Below are 17,931 nucleotides of genomic sequence, written 5' to 3' on the forward strand. Positions count from 1 at the left end.
TCGCGTCGATTGTATGAATCGGCTACGCTGCGGCCCACAAAGAGGGAGGAACCCGATGAACCGATTGCTTTCCAAATGGGCGCTGGGCACAGGCGTCTCGCTGGCCATGATGGCGTTACCCGCCCACGCGCTGCAGATCAGCAGTCTCACGCCCCAAGGCGAAGTGGCGCGTGTGCGCCAGATCGTCGCCAAGTTCGATCAGCCCGCAGTCAAGTTCGGCGACCCCAAAGCACCCGCGCCGCTCGTGGTGAGTTGCACCGACGCCGCCGCAGGCAAGGGCACCGGTCGCTGGACCGGCGAGAAGCAATGGGTCTACGACTTCGAGAACGATCTGCCGCCCGGCGTGCGCTGCACGGTCACGCGCATCGCCGATTTCAAGTCGGGTACCGGGGCCGACCTGACCGGCCCGGAGCGCTACCAGTTCAACAGCGGGGGCCCGTTCGTGCGCAACGTGCAGCCGAGCTACGGAAAGATCGACGAGCAACAACTCTTCGCGCTCGAACTCAGCGGCCCGGCCACGCTGGCCAGCGTCCGCCAGAACGTCTGGTGCGCAGTCGATGGCGTCGGTGAACGCGTGCCGGTGCGCCTGATCGAAGGGGCAGACCGTACCGGCCTGCTCAAGTCGTTCGGGCAGGACAAGGCCGCCGAGAAGGAGCCGCTGCGCTTCGTCACGATGCAATGCAACCGCACGTTGACGCCGGCAAGCCGCGTGCAGATCGTCTACGGCAAAGGCGTGGCGACGCCGTCGGGCATTGCCAACACGATCGAAAAGCGATTCGCCTTCGAAGTGCGCGAACCGTTCGCGGTGTCGTTCACCTGCGAGCGCGAGAACGCGCAGGCGGCCTGCCTGCCGTTGCGCCCGATGGAATTGCGCTTCAACGCGCCGGTGGCGCGCAAGCTGGCAATGCAGATCACGATGAAGGGCCGCGACAAGACCCTCATGCCGAAGGCCGACGAGGACAACGCCGACGACGATACGGTGGTCGAGTCCGTCGCCTTTGCGCCGCCTTTTGCCGAGAGCACGCCCTTCACCATCGCGCTGCCCGCGAAGTTCGTCGATGCATCGGGCCGCGCGCTCGCAGCGCCGGGCAGCTTCCCGATGAAAACGGCCACTGGTCTGATGCCGCCACTCGCCAAGTTCGCCGCCTCGCCCTTCGGCGTGATCGAGCGCTTTGCCGAACCCGGCGGTGTGGCGCTGATGCCGGTGACGGTGCGACGTGTCGAGCCCGCCCTGCGGGTCAACGCTTTGACGCCTGGCAAGGTCAGCGACATGAACCCGCAGACCGATGCCGAGATCATCGCCTGGTATCGCAAGGTCAGGTTCTACGACAACAGCTACACGGTCGACCGCAAGCTGGCGCGTGCCGACACAAAGGGTGCGCTGCCCAAGGTGATCGACAAGGACGAAAAAGACAACGTGCAGACGCGCATGCTGTCGCTGCTCAGCGGACAAGTCGGCGTGAAGACGCTCGACATGCCGAAGACCGAAGGCGGTGATCCTCGTCCTTTCGAAGTGATCGGCATCCCGCTCACGCCGGGCTTCCACGTGCTGGAGATCGCCTCTCAAAAGCTGGGTGATTCGCTGCTCGACGAGCGCTATGGCGCGGGCCGCACGATGTACGTGCGCACCACCGCGCTGGCCACCAATCTGGCGGTGCACTTCAAGCTCGGCCGCGAGAACGCGCTGGCCTGGGTGACAACGCTCGACAAGGGCCAAGTCGTCGCCAACGCGAAGGTGCGCGTGTCCGATTGCCGCGGCAAGGAAGTCGCGACCGGCACCACCGATGCGAGCGGTGTCGTCACGCTGAAGGGCATCTCGCCGGACGCGCCGAAGTGCAACGGCGCCGGGAGCATTGACGGCAACAGCGACGGCAACGACTACGGCACCGGCGCCTATTTTGTCAGCGCACGCGCCGGCGACGATCTCGCCTTCACCTGGACCGACTGGCAGCGCGGCATCGAGCCCTATCGCTTCAACGTACCGACCAGCCTGCAGGCCGAGCCCGATCGCGTGGCCCACACCCTTTTCGACCGCACGCTGTTGCGCGCCGGCGAGACGGTGTCGATGAAGCACCTGATGCGCACGCAGACCAGCGCCGGCTTCGGCGTAACGGACGACCTGCCCGACACGCTGGTCATCACCCACGTCGGCAGCGGGCAGGACTACGACCAGCCGATCACCTGGCGCAAGACCGCGACGGGCGGACGCAGTGCAGAGAACACCTTCGCCATTCCGCCAGCGGCCAAGCTCGGGCTGTACACAGTGGCGCTTTCGGGTGGAAAAGCAAAAGTCGGAAAGTCCGGCGGCGAGAGCGACGACGACAGCCGCGCCCTATCGACCGGCTCGTTCCGCGTCGAAGAGTTCCGCCTGCCGGTGCTCGAAGGCCGGGTCACGCCGACCGACAAGAAGCCGCTGGTCAACGCGACCACGGTGCCGACCGACGTGCAGATCAACTACGTGGCGGGCGGCGGCGCGGCCAACCTGCCGGTGCGCGTGTCGGCGCTGGTGCGTGGCAAGAACCTAAGCTTCGGCGACTACGACAGCTTTACCTTCACGCCGCCGCAAAAACAGGACGCTTCGGCCGCCGGTGCCGATGAAGAAGCCGACGCATCGCAAGACGCGCGCGTCATCGCGGACAAGCTGCCGGTGACGCTCGACAAGAACGGTGCCGGCAAGGTGACGGTCGACAAAGTTCCTAAGAACATCGCACCGCGCGAACTGCTGCTCGAGGCCACTTACGCCGACCCGAACGGCGAGGTGCAAACCATCCGCAGCACGCAGACCCTGTGGCCCGCCGCAGTGATTGCCGGCGTCAAGACCGAGAGCTGGATCTCGGTCGGCCAGAAGCTCAAGTTCCAGGCACTCGCACTCGACCTGAGCGGCAAACCGCAAGCCGACGTCGCGCTCGACGTCAAGGCCGTCGCGCGCATCACGACCAGCAGTCGGAAGCGCATGGTCGGCGGCTTCTATACCTACGACAACAAGACCGAAACCAAGGATCTTGGCACCGTGTGCAGCGGCAAGAGCGACAGCCGTGGCCTGCTGCTGTGCGATGCATCGCTGACCGAGCCGGGACGTGTCGAACTCATCGTCAGCGCAAAGGACAAGGATGGCAACGCCAGCGTCGCCGCCAACTCGGTGTACGTGACCAAGCAGGGAGAAATCTGGTTTGGCGGCGAAGACAACGACCGCATCGACGTGCTGCCCGAAAAGAAGAGCTACCAGCCGGGCGAGGTCGCCAAGTTCCAGGTGCGCATGCCATTCCGCTTTGCGACCGCGCTGGTCTCGGTAGAGCGGGAGGGCATCATCGAAACGCACGTGGTTCAACTTAACGGGCAAGACCCGACAGTGAGCCTCACAGTCAAGTCCGAGTGGGGACCGAACGCCTATGTGAGCGTGCTCGCGTTACGCGGCCGCCTGCGTGAAGTGCCGTGGTACAGCTTCTTCACCTGGGGCTTCAAGGCGCCGCGCGAGTGGTGGACCGCTTTTTGGTACGAGGGCAAGGAGTACGTCGCGCCGACGGCGATGGTCGACCTGAGCAAGCCGGCCTATCGACTGGGCCTGGCCGAGATTCGTGTCGGCACGCGTGCGCACCAGATCGACGTGAAGGTGACGAGCGACAAGCCGAGCTACCCCGTGCGTGGCAAGGCGCAAGTGACCATCACAGGCAAGCTGCCCGATGGCAAACCGGCCGCAGGCGCCGAAGTGGCCCTGGCCGCGGTCGACCAGGCGCTCCTCGAACTGATGCCCAACGACAGCTGGAACCTGCTCGAAGCGATGCTGCAACGGCGCAGCTGGGGCGTGAGCACCTCGACGGCGCAAATGGAAATCGTCGGGCGCCGGCACTACGGGCGCAAGGCCGTGCCGGCCGGCGGCGGTGGCGGCAAGGGCGCAGCGCGCGAGCTGCTCGACACGCTGCTTTTGTGGAACCCGCGCGTGGTGCTGGATGCCAACGGCCAGGCCGTGGTGACGGTGCCGCTCAACGATGCGCTGACGACCTTCCGCATCGTCGCGGTGGCCGATGCAGGCACCGGACTTTTCGGCACGGGCCAGACCACGGTCCAGGCCACGCAAGACCTGCAGATCATCAGTGGCCTGCCGCCGCTGGTGCGCGAAGACGATCAGTTCCGCGCGCAGTTCACCCTGCGCAACACCACGCAGAAGCCGATGAAGGTCGAGGCGGCACCGCGTGCGACGTTGCTCACGCTGGCGCCGCAAACGGTCGACATCCCCGCCGGCGAATCGCGTGAAGTCGCGTGGATGGTGACCGCGCCGGCGCAACTCGCGCAAACGCGGGCCGAGGCGATCCTGTGGGAGATCGAGGCCAGGGACATCACCGCCGGCAGTACCGGCAGTACCGGAAACAGCGCCGCACGCGATGCATTGAAGGTGCGGCAACGCATCATTCCAGCGGTGCCGTTGACGGTGCAGCAAGCGACGCTGGTCCAGCTCGATGGGCCCTTCACGCTCGACGTCGCGATGCCTGCCGACGCCTTGCCCGGCCGCGGCGGGTTGAAGATGTCGTTGCAACCCAAGCTGGCCGAAGGCCTGCCCGGCGTGCGCGACTATTTCGCCAACTACCCCTTCATTTGTCTCGAGCAGAAGACCAGTAAATCGGTCGGACTGCGCGACGGCAAGCTGTGGCAAGGCGTGGTCGCGCAGATCCCGAGCTACCTCGACAGCGACGGCCTCGCCAACTACTTTCCGCCACGCGACGGCGAGGCGAATCGCGGCAGCGACATCCTGACCTCGTACCTGCTGGCGGCGACGCAGGAAGCAGCTGCGCTCAACCCTGCCTTCGCCTTGCCCGACGACGTCGCAGCGCCGATGCTTGCCGGCTTGATCGCCTTCGTCGAAGGCAAGATCCAGCGCGAGTTCTGGAGCCCGCGCAAAGACCTGGATGTGCGTAAGCTCGCGGCGCTCGAGGCGCTGTCGCGCTACGGCAAGGCGCAGGGCCGCATGACGACCAGCATCACCATCGCGCCCAACCAGTGGCCGACCAGCGCGGTCATCGACTGGATGAGCATCCTGAAGCGCGTGGCCGATGTGCCGCAGCGGCAGCAGCGCCTGGCCGAAGCGAACAACGTGCTGAAGGCGCGCCTGAGCTACCAGGGCACCAAGCTCATCTTCAGCACCGAGCAGGACGACTACTGGTGGTGGCTCATGACCAATGGCGATGTCAACACCGCGCGCCTGCTTTTGAGCGTGATGGACGACCCGGCATGGAAAGACGACATCGGCAAGCTGGCCAACGGCTTCATCGGCCGCCAGCAGAACGGTGCCTGGCACACGACCACCGCCAATCTGTGGGGCGGCCTCGCGCTGGAGAAATTCTCCAAGGCCTTCGAGAGCGCGCCGGTGACCGGCATCACCGCGGCGACGCTCGGCACCATCAAGGCGCAGGTCGACTGGAGCAAGGTCGAGCGTGTGAAGGCGAGCGATGCGGCCGGCGTACCGAACCAAAGGACGTTCTTCGGCGCGCCCGCCTCGCCTGGCAACCTGCGCAACAACAGCATGTTCCTGCCGTGGCCGGCAGCGACACCAGCAGTCGCCGGCGCAGCCGCAGAGGCAGTCACGCCTGCTTCGCACGACACGCTTCTGGTGACGCAGCAAGGCACCGGCAAGCCGTGGCTCACGCTGCAGTCGATCGCCGCGGTCCAACTCAAGGCGCCGTTCGCGGCCGGCTACCAGATCAAGAAGACCATCACGCCGGTCGAGCAGGCCACGCCAGGGGTCTACACCCGCGGCGACATCCTGCGCATCGCCCTAGAAGTGAACGCCAGTGCCGACATGACCTGGGTCGTCATCAGCGACCCGATTCCCGGTGGCGCGACCATCCTCGGCGGTGGCCTCGGCCGCGATTCGCAGATCGCCACGCAAGGCGAAAAGAAGAACGGCGCGGGTTGGGCGGCTTTTGAAGAACGCAGCTTCGAAGCCTTCCGCAGCTACTACGAGTACATGCCGAAGGGCGTGGTCAAGATGGAGTACACCGTGCGCCTGAACAACGTCGGCGACTTCGCGCTGCCGCCAAGCCGCGTCGAGGCGATGTATGCGCCCGAGATGTTCGGCGAAATGCCGAATGCGCGGGTGAAGGTGGAACAAGCGAAGTAAAAGGTTTACATCCGGCACCGGTCCGGACCGGAGAGCCAGCAGAAAGCAGAAAGGCTTTCTGTTTCAACTCCCCGAACCGTGACAAATCTGGCATCGCTTCCTTTGTGACGGTGAAGGGGCGAACTAGGCTCGCTCCTTCAACAAAAGGGAGTGATAAATGAAAAAGACCTTGGTGGCCGCTATGGCCCTGCTTGCCTTGTCGGGCTGCGCGAGCATCTTCAATGGCAAGACCCAGAGCATCACGCTGAACAGCGTTCCGCCTGGAGCGAATGTTTCAGTGACCAACCGTGCCGGCGAAAAGATCCACACCGGAACGACCCCCGTCACAGTGACGCTCAACCGCGGCGCGGGCTACTTCAAGTCGGAAACCTACGTGGTCTCCCTGGCCAAGGACGGCTTCGCGCCACAAGAGGTGACGCTCACCAGCGCAGTGAGTGGCTGGTACATCGGCAACATCCTGTTCGGTGGACTGATCGGCATGCTGGCCGTCGATCCGGTCAGCGGCGCGATGTATACCTTCCCGGATTCGGTCACCGGCACGCTGGTGCCCAAGACCGGCAAGGTCTCGCAATCGAACGACTCGTTGACGATCGTCTCGACTGAGACGCTGACGCCTGCCCAAATGGCTTTGGCGCGTCCACTCTCCGCGTCGAGCACGAACTAAGTTCGCGCCGCTGCAGGGGCGGCGACACAGGCAAGCAAGCGGTGTAGCGTCCAGCGCTGCCCGCTTGCGTTCGGCAAGCCGGTGAACTAAAACGGCTGGCCCTTCGAAAGACTGCCCCATGACTGCCAGCGACCCGCTACTTGCCAGCCAACTCGTGGTTCGGGTCTGCCTCTTTCTCGTCGCGGCGATCGCCCTGTCCGGCGGTACGCTGCAAATGTTTCTAGGCCAGCCCGACACGTCACCGCGGCTGGACAACGTTCACCGATTCATGGCGGGCGTCTATTTCTCCACTGGCGTCATCAGCCTGTGGGCCGGCATCACCATTCGCCAGCAAGACACACTGGTATACCTGCTCGCGCTCGGTGTGCTGCTGGCTGGCGTGGGTCGACTGGTCTCCATCAGCAAGGTCGGTTTGCCGAAGCCGACAGCCGTCTGGTTGGGCTATCTCATCCCTGAGTTGGTCCTGCCTTTCATCATCGCGATCGCGCACTACATCGGCTCCAAATGACACATGCAACGCTCACCACTTGGCACGAGCTGGTCAAGACTCGCAACACCAAAGGGCTGAAGGATCTGCTGGCAGACGACGTCGTTTTCTACTCGCCCGTAGTGCACACACCGCAGGCCGGCAAAGCGGTCACGGCGCAGTACCTGTCCGCCGCCTTTCACGTGTTCTTCAACGAAACGTTCCGCTACGTCCGCGAAGTGGTGGGGCCGAACGATGCAGTGCTGGAGTTCGAGGTGAACATCGATGGCATCGCGGTCAACGGCGTCGACATGATCAAGTGGAACGACGAGGGAAAGATCGTCGAGTTCAAGGTGATGTTGCGGCCACTCAAGGCGATCAACCTGATTCACCAGAAGATGGGCGTCCTGCTGCAGGCGAAGCAATAGCCACCGAATACCCGCCTGGATTCACATGCGCGCCACCATCGCCAGACCGCTCGCTGCGCTGCTGTGCATGTTGGCGGCAGTCACAACGGCCGCTGCGGTCCCGACGTTCGATGCAGTGAAGCGCGACTTCCGCTCATCCGACGTCGCCGTGCTCGATCGCCATGGCGAACTACTGCAACGGGTGCGCATCGATCCGACCGTGCGGCGCGGGCAATGGATCACGCTCGACGACGTATCGCCCGCCCTTCGTACCGCGATGGTGCTGAGCGAAGACAAGCGCTTCTACGAACACAGCGGTGTCGACTGGCGCGCGGCATCGTCGGCCGCATGGGGCAATCTGTGGAACACGAAAACGCGCGGCGCCTCGACGATCACCATGCAATTGGCCGGCCTGCTCGACGACGACCTGCGACGCACGAGCAGCGGGCGCAGCTTCTCTCAGAAGGTCGGGCAAACGGTGGCTGCGGCGCAGCTGGAACGCAGTTGGCGCAAAGACCAGCTGCTGGAGGCGTACCTCAACACCGTGCCGTTTCGCGGCGAGATCGTCGGGATCGATGCGCTCTCGCGCACGCTGTTCGGCAAGGCGCCGCACGGGCTCGATGCGCGCGAGGCGGCAGTGGCCGCGGCGTTGGTGAGGGCTCCGAACGCGAAGCCGGGCGTCGTGGCGCAACGCGCTTGCGAAGTACTGCGCGTGATGGAGCCGGAGCGAAGCAAGTCGGATTGCGAAGTGATGGACATGTTCGCTAGTGCGGCGTTGCAGAAGCGGGCGTTCGATTCGAACGAGGGGATTGCGCCGCATCTGGCGCGAAGAGTGTTGAGGGAGCGGGAGAAAGACGAAATTACCACCACCTTGCGGGCGCCGTTGCAGCGCTTTGCTCTCGCCTCGCTACAACGCCACTTGCGCGAACTGCGCGGACGCCATGTCGAAGACGGCGCACTCGTCGTGCTCGATAACGCGAACGGTGATGTGCTCGCATGGGTCGGCTCGTCGGGTGTGTTGAGCCGGGCAGCGGAGGTCGACGGCGTGACAGCGCAGCGGCAGCCGGGCTCGACCTTGAAGCCGCTGCTCTATGCCGAAGCATTGGCCGAGCGGCGGCTCACCGCCGCATCGCTGCTCGATGATTCATCGGCACAGATCGCCACGGCCGGCGGACTCTACATCCCGCAGAACTACGACCGGCAATTCAAGGGGCCGGTGTCGGTGCGCACCGCGCTGGCTGCATCGCTCAACGTGCCGGCAGTGCGCACGCTTGTCATGGTGTCGCCGGCAGCCTTCGCGCGGCAACTGCGTGTCGCGGGCGTGCCGTTGAAGGAGAGCGGCGACTACTACGGGTACAGCCTGGCGTTGGGGAGTGCGGAGGTGTCGTTGCTGGCGTTGACCAACGGGTATCGGACGTTGGCGAACGGGGGACGGTTCGGGGAGACGCGAGTCGTTGCGGGGCTGTCTCCATCCCTGCCCTCCCCTATCGGGGGAAGGAGCAAAACAGAAGAGGTGCAAGCCGTGCGCGCGGTCGATGCGGGTGCGGCGTTTATCGTGGGGGACATCCTTTCCGACGCCAACGCGCGGGCACGGACCTTCGGGCTCGACAGCATTTTGTCGACGCGCTTCTGGACAGCAGCGAAGACCGGCACCAGCAAAGACATGCGCGACAACTGGGCACTCGGCTGGTCGCAGCGCTACACCGTCGGCGTATGGGTCGGCAACGCGAGCGGCGCGCCGATGTGGGACGTGAGCGGCACCAGCGGCGCGGCGCCGGTGTGGGCCGAGGTGATGCGCTTCCTCCATGCCAACGAACCGAGCCGTGCGCCGACGCCACCGACCGGGCTCGTTCGCACGCATGTGACGTTCGGGAGCGGCAACGGCAACGACGGCGGGCTGCTCGAAGCGGCACGCGACGAGTGGTTTCTGCAAGGCACCGAGCAGGCCGAATTCGCGCTCGACTCGGCCCCCGGAAAGTCGGGGCGCGACGGTGGCTCCGCACGCATCACGTCACCATCGACCGGCACCATCATCGCGCTCGACCCGGACATCCCGCCGAACCGCCAGCGCGTGCGCTTCGAGAGCGGAGCGGGCGAAGGCTCGGCCCTGCGTTGGCAGATCGACGGCAAGCCGTTTGCGCGCGGTGCCAGCGCGCAATGGTTGCCTTGGCCGGGACGGCACGCCATTCAATTGGTCGATGCGGCCGGCAAGGTGCAAGACGAGATCAAGCTTGAAGTACGCGGCGCCGGCGTCATTTCACCCGCACCGAAACGCTGAGCCGCTGCAGTGCCTGGGCCGCTGTCCGGACAGACTTCGTCGCGTGCGCTTTAATCGAAGCAATGAGTTCCGTCGACCTGCTGATCGATGCCGAGTGCGACAACGCACCGGCACCATCCCCCACCCCTGCCATCACCCGCTCCAGTCGCTTGCTGCTCGGCCTCAGCGTCGTGCTGATCGCGTTCAACCTGCGCCCGGTGTTTGCGAGCCTCTCGGTGGTGCTGCCCGAGATCATCGCTGCCACCGGTTTGTCGTCCACCGCAGCGAGCTTGCTGACGACCTTGCCCGTGGTCTGCCTCGGCGTCTTCGCGCCGTTGGCGCCATCGCTGGGCCGCCGCTTCGGCACCGAGCGGACGCTGCTCGGTTGCATGGCGCTGATCTTCATCGGCACCTTGCTGCGCGGCAGCGGCAGTGTCGGGCTGCTGTTCGTCGCATCGGCCATCGCGGCCGCTGGCATCGCGGTGTCGAACGTGCTGCTGTCGGGCCTGGTCAAGCGCGACTTCGCAAAGCAGGCCGCGCTGATGATGGGGCTCTACACCATGGCGGTCTGTGGCGGTGCCGCTGCCGCAGCCGGCTTTACCGTGCCGCTCGAACATGCCATGGGCGGTGGATGGACCTGGGCCCTGGCGCTGTGGGCCGTGCCGGCCGGCGTGGTCACCCTGCTGTGGGCGCCGCAAGCATGGTCGCTGGCTCCAGTCGCCAGCGAAGCTGCCTACACCGTGCGTGGCCTGTGGCGCGACAAGCTGGCGTGGCAGGTCACTTTCTTCATGGGACTGCAATCGGCTCTCGCGTACATCGTCATGAGTTGGCTCGCGCCAATCCTGAGGGAGCGTGGCCTTGGCGATGCGGCGGCAGGCTACGTTCTGTCGCTGTCGATCATCACGCAGGTGATCACCTGCCTCGTCGTGCCGGCCATCGCAGTCAAGTTCCGCAATCAGGTCGGAGTGGCCGTGGTGTTGGCCGTGCTCATCGTCGCGGCCATGCTGGGCTGCCTGCTGGCGCCGCTGTCGGGCATCTGGGTCTGGGCCGTGCTGCTCGGCATTGCGCAAGGCGGCTCATTCGCACTGGCGTTGACCTTCATCGTGCTGCGTTCGCCCGATGCACATGTGGCGGCGCACCTGTCGGGCATGGCGCAAGGCGTGGGCTATATGGTCGCGGCCCTCGGCCCGCTGCTGGTGGGTCTGCTGCGCGGGTGGACCGGCGGGTTCGCGGCGGCGGCGTGGCTGTTCGTGGGGCTCGGCGTGGCGCTGGTGGTGGCCGGGCTTGGCGCGGGTCGCATGCTGCACGTGGGGGCGGTGACGGTGCCCGCGCTGGGCGGCAGTCGCTAGAGCGCGGTGCGGGTGTCGATGCCGGCGATTTTTTAAGAATCGGCTGGGCGTTGCTTTGAAGCGTATGGCCGCATGAGCATTGCGCTGCCCCTTGAGATCCACGACCTGGCGCTGCAGGGGATGGGCGCATCTGTCACGGAGGCCTGGACAGGATCAGGCTGGGGCGCGCTCGGTGGGCCGTTTGGGTGAGGTCACCAAGGCAGGCTCCCCTATAATTTAACGGTTGGTGCTCGCTTTGGTTTTCAGGTCAAAGCAGTTCAACGGGAATCAGGATGGGATGCCGTGTATGTCTGAGTGGACGTGCTTCGGCGCCCGAACCTGAGCTGCCCCCGCAACGGTAAGCGGACGCAAGCCTAGTGCTTGCAGCTCGTATTAAGTGCCCACTAGGTGAACGCCGCGAAAGCGACGGCCCGGGAAGGGAATACGGGTCGTCTTCGCCAGCCCGGATACCGGCCAATGAGGTGGTGCGTCATGCGAATGATGCGCCTTGCGGTGCATGCCTGCGGGGAAGCGGGCGAGCATGTCCAGTGCGGTGTTTCCATCATCATTTATTTCCCTTTCAGGTCGCTTGAGGTGACTCTGCTCCGCCAGTTTGTGGGCGATGGCGACGCCATGCATCTACGCATGGTCCGAAATGCTGTCCCCGTGCAAACGAAGGTCACGGGATGAGCACAGCCACTGCCGTGTCCTGCCGCGCGCTGATGATCACTGCCCCGGCTTCGGGCCAAGGCAAGACCACGGTCACTGCCGCGCTGGCGCACTGGCACCGCAGCCGAGGCCGCCGCGTGCGGGTGTTTAAAACCGGCCCAGACTTTCTCGACCCCATGGTGCTGGAGTGCGCCAGCGGCGCGCCAGTGCAGCAGCTCGACCTATGGATGGGTGGCGAAGCGCACTGTGCTGAATTGCTCTACGACGCCGCCATTCAGGCCGATCTAATCCTGGTCGAAGGCGTGATGGGTTTGCATGACGGGACGCCGTCGAGTGCTGATCTCGCATTGCGTTTCGGCCTGCCGCTGTTGGCCGTGATCGATGCCTCGGCGATGGCGCAAACCTTCGGTGCCGTGGCGCACGGGCTTGCCACTTACAGAGCCGGCCTGCAACTGATCGGCGTGCTGGCCAACCGAGTCGGCAGCTCGAGCCATGCGCAGATGTTGCGGGAAAGCTTGCCTGCCGGCATGACCTGGTATGGCACGCTGCCGCGTGGCGGAAACTACGGGTTGCCCGCGCGTCACTTAGGGCTGGTGCAGGCTGCAGAAGTCGGTGACATGGCCGAGCGGATTGCAGCTGCCGCACTGGCGCTCGGCGAGAACGGGGAGTTGCCCATCCCGCCAGTTGTTCAGTTCGAGACACCGCTCGCCTCGGACAATCTGGTGCTCCCTGCACTGCTGAGCGGCACCACGATTGCCATCGCGCGAGACGCTGCCTTTTCATTTTTATACCCCGCTAATTTGGACACACTGCGTGCCCTGGGCGCACAGCTGTGCTTCTTCTCGCCCTTAGCCAACGAACCGGTGCCGACTGCAGCTCAAGCGCTGTACCTGCCCGGCGGTTATCCGGAATTGCACTTGCAGGCGTTGGCGAACAACACCGCCGCGCGCCAATCCATCCATGCGCACCACGCTGCTGGCCGGCCCCTGGTCGCAGAGTGCGGCGGCATGCTCGCACTGCTTGAGACGCTCAGCGACAAGGCAGGCCACAGCTCGCCGATGATGGGCCTGCTGCCCGGCCAGGGCGTCATGACCGATCGGCTCGTCAATCTCGGCATGCACAGCCTGGTGCTGCCTCAAGGCCAGGTGCGCGGTCATACCTTCCACCATGGACGCATTGCGACAACGTTGCCGGCCACGCTGCACACCGTGGCTCAGCGCCAACATGGTCGGCCCGAAGCCGTATTCCACCAAGGCCGCTTGTTCGCTTCGTTCATGCACCTGTACTTTCCGAGCAACCCACTGGCCATCGCCGCGTTGTTCAAGCCATGACCTTGTCTCCAATGTCCACCGAGCGAGCACCGCAGCCCTTGCACGACACTCAACCACCACAGGGTGCATCGCACGGCCGCGTCACCGTGCACACCGGCCCCGGCAAAGGCAAGAGCACAGCCGCGTTCGGGCTCGCGCTGCGCGCTGCCGGCCAAGGCGAAACAGTCAAGATCTACCAGTTCATGAAAGTGCCCACGGCGCGCTTTGGCGAGCACCGCTTATTCGAGCAACTGGGCATGCCTATCGAAGGTCTGGGCGACGGCTTTAGCTGGAAGAGCCGCGACTTGGAACATTCGGCCGAACTCGCGCGCGCGGGTTGGGCCCGTGCCGAGGCCACAGTGCGAGCCGGCGCGCACTCCCTGGTGGTGCTCGACGAAATCATGTATCCGCTGCGCTATGGCTGGATGTCGCTCGACCCGGTACTGGCCTGCCTGCGCGAGCGCCCATGGCATGTGCATGTGGTGCTCACTGGCCGCAATGCGCCGCAGGAACTGATCGACATCGCCGATTCAGTGACCGAGATGGCATTGATCAAACACCACTTCAAGGCAGGTGTGCCGGCACAACGCGGCATCGAGGACTAGTCACTTCGTCGCTCGCCTGACTTCTCTACGCTCACTCAGCCCATTCAGGAATCGACCATGCAATCCCGCAAGATCCCCGCCATCATCGTCACGGGTTTTCTCGGCAGTGGCAAGACCACTCTGCTGCGTCACCTGCTGCAAAACGCCCAAGGCCTGCGCATCGCAGTGATCGTCAACGAGTTCGGCGAGCTAGGCATCGACGGCGAATTGCTGAAAGGCTGCGGCATCGGCTGCGACGAGACCGGCGCGCCCAACGGCCAGTTGTTCGAATTGGCCAACGGATGCTTGTGCTGCACCGTGCAGGAAGAGTTTGCCCCGGTCATGGAGCAGCTTGCTGCCCGCCGCGACCAGATCGACTACCTGGTGATCGAGACCTCCGGCCTGGCGTTGCCCAAGCCGCTGGTACAGGCCTTCCAGTGGCCCGCGTTGCGCAACGCCTTCACCGTCGATGCCGTGGTCGCGGTGGTGGATGCGCCTGCCGTGGCGGCCGGCCGCTTCGCCGACGATCCGGTGGCGGTTGACGCCCAGCGCCGCGCCGACGACAACCTGGACCACGACTCGCCATTGCACGAGTTGTTCGAAGACCAGCTCGCTACCGCCGACCTGGTGATCGTGCACAAGACCGACGGTATGGACACTGCAGCGCTGGCCGTCGTCGAAGCTGCCATCCGCTTGGAGACAGCGCCGGGCGTCAAGCTGCTGCATGCCCAGCATGGCCGCATCGACCTGGCCGTGCTGCTGGGCCTGGAGCGTGCGGTCGAAGACGTGATCGACCAACGCAAGACGCACCATGACGCGGAAGAAGACCATGACCACGATGCCTTCGATTCCGTCTCGGTGAATTTGCAGGTGCTTGATCGGGCGCGGCTGCTGACGGTGCTGCAAGACCTGGTCGGACGCCACGAGATCTACCGCGTCAAGGGATTTGTCTCGCTGCCCGGTGCGGCCATGCGACTGGTGATTCAGGGCGTGGGCACGCGCTTCGACAGTTACTTCGACCGGGCGTGGCGCGGCGACGAGATGCGCCAGTCGCGCCTGGTGCTGATCGGCGCCGGTCTGAACGCTGTAGTGCTGCAGGCCGAGTTGGACCGCGACCTGTCGGCCAGCGTTCATTCCTGAAATCACCCAAGGACTCTCATGCACCTGATGTCCACACGCCCGGGCGGCCACGTTGAAGACGGTGGCCAGGGCGTCGTGCGCGTCGAGCAGACGCCCGCCTCGATCGTGGTGCTGAGCGCGGCGGACACCACGCTCTCGCTGCTCGCCGATGTGGCCGCCCAGCTCGGGCCCGACTACCCCAGCGTTCGCCTGGCCAACCTGATGTGGCTGCGCCAGCCAGCCTCCGTCGACATGTACGTCGACGACGTGCTGCGCCATGCCCGCGTGATCGTGATCGACCACCTCGGCAGCCCCAGCGACTGGGCTTACGTGGTGGAACGTGCGATGTCGCTGGCGCGCGAGCGGGGCCAGTGGCTGGCGATGTTCTCGGGTGATGCCTTCGAGGACGCGCAACTACTGATCCGCAGCACCGCACAGCAAGACGATTGCCGCCACCTGTGGCGCTGCCTGCGCGAAGGCGGGCGCGACAACGCAAAGGCCTTTTTTTCGCTGATCGCCCATGCCGCATTCGGCCTCGGCGGGCGGCCGCCGGTGCCGGTGCCGTTGCCCAGCGCCGTGCGGTACGAGCCCCAGGCCATCACCAGCCGCACACCGTGGAAATCGGGCGCACCCGTGGCCCTCCTGCTGTTCTACCGCGCCCATTTGCTCGCCGGCAACACGGCGGTTTTCGATGTGATGTTGCAAGCGCTGGCCACCGCCGGCCTTAACGCAGTGGCTCTTGCCGTCGATTCCCTCAAGAACCCTGAAAGCCATGCCGCAGTGCAAGCGCTGGTCGCGGAACACGCAGTGGCGATCGTGCTGAACGCGACCAACTTTGCCACCGCGTCGATCGACGGCAGCGATCTGGGCGATGAAAGAGATGCGAATGCAGCGTCCGCGACCCTGGCCGGCGATGCCCCTGTGTTGCAACTTATCACCGCCGGCTGCTCGCATGAGCAGTGGCTGGCGGACGCACACGGTCTGGCGCCGCGCGACCTGGCCATGCAGGTGGTGCTGCCCGAGGTCGACGGCCGCATCCTTACGCGCGCCATCAGCTTCAAGGGCATGGCCTGGCGTTGCGAACGCACCGAACTCGACGTGGTGCGCTACGAAGCCGAACCCGAGCGCATGGCCTTCGTGGCCGAACTGGCACGCCGCTGGTGCGTGCTGCGCGAGAAGCCCAATGCCGACAAGCGCATTGCGCTGATCCTGGCCAATTACCCGATCGACGATTCACGCATTGCCAACGGCGTGGGGCTCGACACACCCGCCTCGACCGTGGCTGCGCTGCATGCGCTGCAAGCGGCAGGCTACGCCACCGGAGAATTGCCGGCCAGCGGTGACGCGCTGATCGCTTCGCTGTTGCGCGGCATCACCAACGACCGTGTCGCCAACGACGCCCGGCCCGCCGCTCAGAGCTTCGCCATGGCTGATTACCTGGAAGACTTCCTTTTGCTGCCAGCCGACAGCCGCGCTGCCGTCAACGCCCTTTGGGGCGCGCCGGAACAGGACCCCACGCTGCGCAGCGGTCGTTTCACCATCGCCGGTCTGCGCTTCGGCCATGTCTTCGTCGGCATCCAGCCGGCGCGCGGACGCGACATGGATTTGTCGGCCAGCTACCACGACGCCGACCTGGTGCCACCGCACCATTACCTGGCGTTTTATTTTTGGTTGCGTCGCGCCTTCGCGGTGGATGCGATGGTGCATGTCGGCACGCACGGCAACCTCGAATGGTTGCCCGGCAAGAGCGTGGCGCTGAGCGCAGCCTGCTGGCCCGATGCCATCCTCGGCCCGCTGCCGCACCTGTACCCCTTCATCGTCAACGACCCAGGCGAAGGCAGCCAGGCCAAGCGACGCACCCAGGCCGTGATCATCGACCACCTGATGCCTGCCATGACGCGCGCCGAGACCTACGGCCCGCTGCAGCAGATCGAGCGCCAGATGGACGAGTACTACGAGGCCTTGTCTCTCGACCCGCGGCGCGCGCGGCGGCTGCGTGAGGACATCCTCGAACGCACGCTGCGAGAAGGCTTGCACGAGGAGCTGGGCTTTGCCCGGCCGGCAGACGACACCGCGCGCGACAGCCTGTTGAAGGGACTGGACGCTTATCTTTGCGAGATCAAGGAATCGCAAATTCGCGACGGCCTGCACACCCTCGGCAGCTCTCCACAGGGTCGGCAACGCATCGACACGCTGGTCGCGCTAGCGCGCTTTTCAGCAGGCACGGTGGCGGGTCAGAAAAGTCTGCTGCTGGCGCTGGCACAAGACTTGGCACTCGACGGGGTGGACGGGTTCAACGTGCTCGGCCCGGACTGGGCCGCGCCGTGGCAGGGACCGCGCCCGCCGGCGCTGCAGCAGCTCAGCGACGATGTCTGGCGTCATGCCGGACACACACGCGAACGGCTGGAAAGGCTGGCCTCGCGTCTGGTGGCCGAACAGGTGATGTCCGATCAAGCTACACCAAAGGCCGATCCGGAGGCATTCGATGCCACAGCCTGGCCACACACCGCCCCGGTGCTGCAACGCCTGCGCCAAGTACTGCTCCCCCGGCTCGACGCCTGCGGGCCGCAAGAGATGACGCAGTTGCTACGCGGACTCTCCGGTCGCTTCGTGCCGCCCGGCCCCAGCGGTGCGCCATCGCGTGGTCGGCCCGACGTGCTGCCGACGGGGCGCAATTTCTACAGCGTCGATACCCGCGCCGTGCCGACACCCACGGCCTATGCCATGGGTGCGGCCGCCGCCGAACGGCTCATCGAACGCCATCTGCAGGACCACGGCACGATGCCCGGCGAGGTCGGGCTGTCGGTATGGGGCACCAGCACCATGCGCACCGGCGGCGAAGACGTGGCGCAGGCTTTCGCGTTGTTGGGTGTGCGGCCCAAGTGGGCCGATGGCAGTGCACGGGTGGTCGACGTAGAAGTGCTGCCAATGGCCATCCGTCACCGACCCCGCGTCGACGTGACCTTGCGTGTATCGGGCTTCTTTCGCGATGCTTTCCCCAACGTGATCGATCTG

The 17,931-nt window shown here is 65.3% G+C and carries 10 protein-coding genes and 1 riboswitch; all 10 genes read left to right on the plus strand.

Annotated features, from left to right (window positions below; translation table 11 throughout):
- The first annotated feature begins 55 nt into the window (after positions 1 to 55).
- Positions 56 to 6,112, plus strand: a complete 6,057-nt coding sequence (locus tag QN397_RS23325; RefSeq protein WP_323502021.1) for an alpha-2-macroglobulin family protein — start codon at positions 56 to 58, stop codon at positions 6,110 to 6,112.
- Positions 6,113 to 6,269: 157 nt separating this feature from the next.
- A complete protein-coding gene (locus QN397_RS23330; protein WP_323497585.1) occupies positions 6,270 to 6,776 on the plus strand; it encodes a hypothetical protein in 507 nt (168 codons plus the stop codon).
- Positions 6,777 to 6,894: 118 nt separating this feature from the next.
- Positions 6,895 to 7,284, plus strand: a complete 390-nt coding sequence (locus QN397_RS23335) for a DUF4345 family protein (protein ID WP_323497586.1) — start codon at positions 6,895 to 6,897, stop codon at positions 7,282 to 7,284.
- Positions 7,281 to 7,670, plus strand: coding sequence for a nuclear transport factor 2 family protein (locus tag QN397_RS23340; protein WP_323497587.1), 390 nt, complete (start codon positions 7,281 to 7,283; stop codon positions 7,668 to 7,670). Before QN397_RS23335 ends, QN397_RS23340 begins: the two co-directional genes overlap by 4 nt.
- A gap of 25 nt (positions 7,671 to 7,695) precedes the next feature.
- A complete protein-coding gene (gene pbpC, locus QN397_RS23345; protein ID WP_323497588.1) occupies positions 7,696 to 9,927 on the plus strand; it encodes a penicillin-binding protein 1C in 2,232 nt (743 codons plus the stop codon).
- Positions 9,928 to 9,989: 62 nt separating this feature from the next.
- Positions 9,990 to 11,255 (plus strand): MFS transporter, encoded by a 1,266-nt coding sequence (locus QN397_RS23350; protein WP_323497589.1) that lies wholly within the window; start codon positions 9,990 to 9,992, stop codon positions 11,253 to 11,255.
- A 207-nt stretch (positions 11,256 to 11,462) separates the two neighbouring features.
- Positions 11,463 to 11,728: riboswitch (cobalamin riboswitch) on the plus strand.
- Positions 11,729 to 11,920: 192 nt separating this feature from the next.
- The gene (locus tag QN397_RS23355) at positions 11,921 to 13,234 is read left to right on the plus strand and encodes a cobyrinate a,c-diamide synthase (RefSeq protein WP_323497590.1); all 1,314 of its coding nucleotides are present in this window, start codon (positions 11,921 to 11,923) and stop codon (positions 13,232 to 13,234) included.
- A gap of 11 nt (positions 13,235 to 13,245) precedes the next feature.
- Positions 13,246 to 13,818 carry a cob(I)yrinic acid a,c-diamide adenosyltransferase gene (gene cobO / locus QN397_RS23360; protein ID WP_323502024.1) on the plus strand — a complete coding sequence of 191 codons (573 nt, stop codon included), beginning with the start codon at positions 13,246 to 13,248 and terminating at the stop codon, positions 13,816 to 13,818.
- Between the two features lie 57 nt (positions 13,819 to 13,875).
- Complete coding sequence (cobW, locus tag QN397_RS23365) at positions 13,876 to 14,937, plus strand: cobalamin biosynthesis protein CobW (protein WP_323502022.1); 1,062 nt, start codon at positions 13,876 to 13,878, stop codon at positions 14,935 to 14,937.
- A gap of 18 nt (positions 14,938 to 14,955) precedes the next feature.
- On the plus strand, positions 14,956 to 17,931 hold a 2,976-nt coding region (cobN, locus tag QN397_RS23370; protein ID WP_323502023.1), incomplete at its 3' end, for a cobaltochelatase subunit CobN.

The sequence above is a fragment of the Variovorax sp. RTB1 genome, assembly GCF_035018765.1.
In the GTDB taxonomy this organism is placed as follows: domain Bacteria; phylum Pseudomonadota; class Gammaproteobacteria; order Burkholderiales; family Burkholderiaceae_C; genus Variovorax.

What these genes read in the sequence shown, in the direction of transcription:
- QN397_RS23325 (WP_323502021.1), top strand. Translation starts at nt 56, where the DNA reads ATGAACCGATTGCTTTCCAAATGGGCGCTGGGCACAGGCGTCTCGCTG.
- QN397_RS23330 (WP_323497585.1), top strand. Translation starts at nt 6,270, where the DNA reads ATGAAAAAGACCTTGGTGGCCGCTATGGCCCTGCTTGCCTTGTCGGGC.
- QN397_RS23335 (WP_323497586.1), top strand. Translation starts at nt 6,895, where the DNA reads ATGACTGCCAGCGACCCGCTACTTGCCAGCCAACTCGTGGTTCGGGTC.
- QN397_RS23340 (WP_323497587.1), top strand. Translation starts at nt 7,281, where the DNA reads ATGACACATGCAACGCTCACCACTTGGCACGAGCTGGTCAAGACTCGC.
- pbpC (WP_323497588.1), top strand. Translation starts at nt 7,696, where the DNA reads ATGCGCGCCACCATCGCCAGACCGCTCGCTGCGCTGCTGTGCATGTTG.
- QN397_RS23350 (WP_323497589.1), top strand. Translation starts at nt 9,990, where the DNA reads ATGAGTTCCGTCGACCTGCTGATCGATGCCGAGTGCGACAACGCACCG.
- QN397_RS23355 (WP_323497590.1), top strand. Translation starts at nt 11,921, where the DNA reads ATGAGCACAGCCACTGCCGTGTCCTGCCGCGCGCTGATGATCACTGCC.
- cobO (WP_323502024.1), top strand. Translation starts at nt 13,246, where the DNA reads ATGTCCACCGAGCGAGCACCGCAGCCCTTGCACGACACTCAACCACCA.
- cobW (WP_323502022.1), top strand. Translation starts at nt 13,876, where the DNA reads ATGCAATCCCGCAAGATCCCCGCCATCATCGTCACGGGTTTTCTCGGC.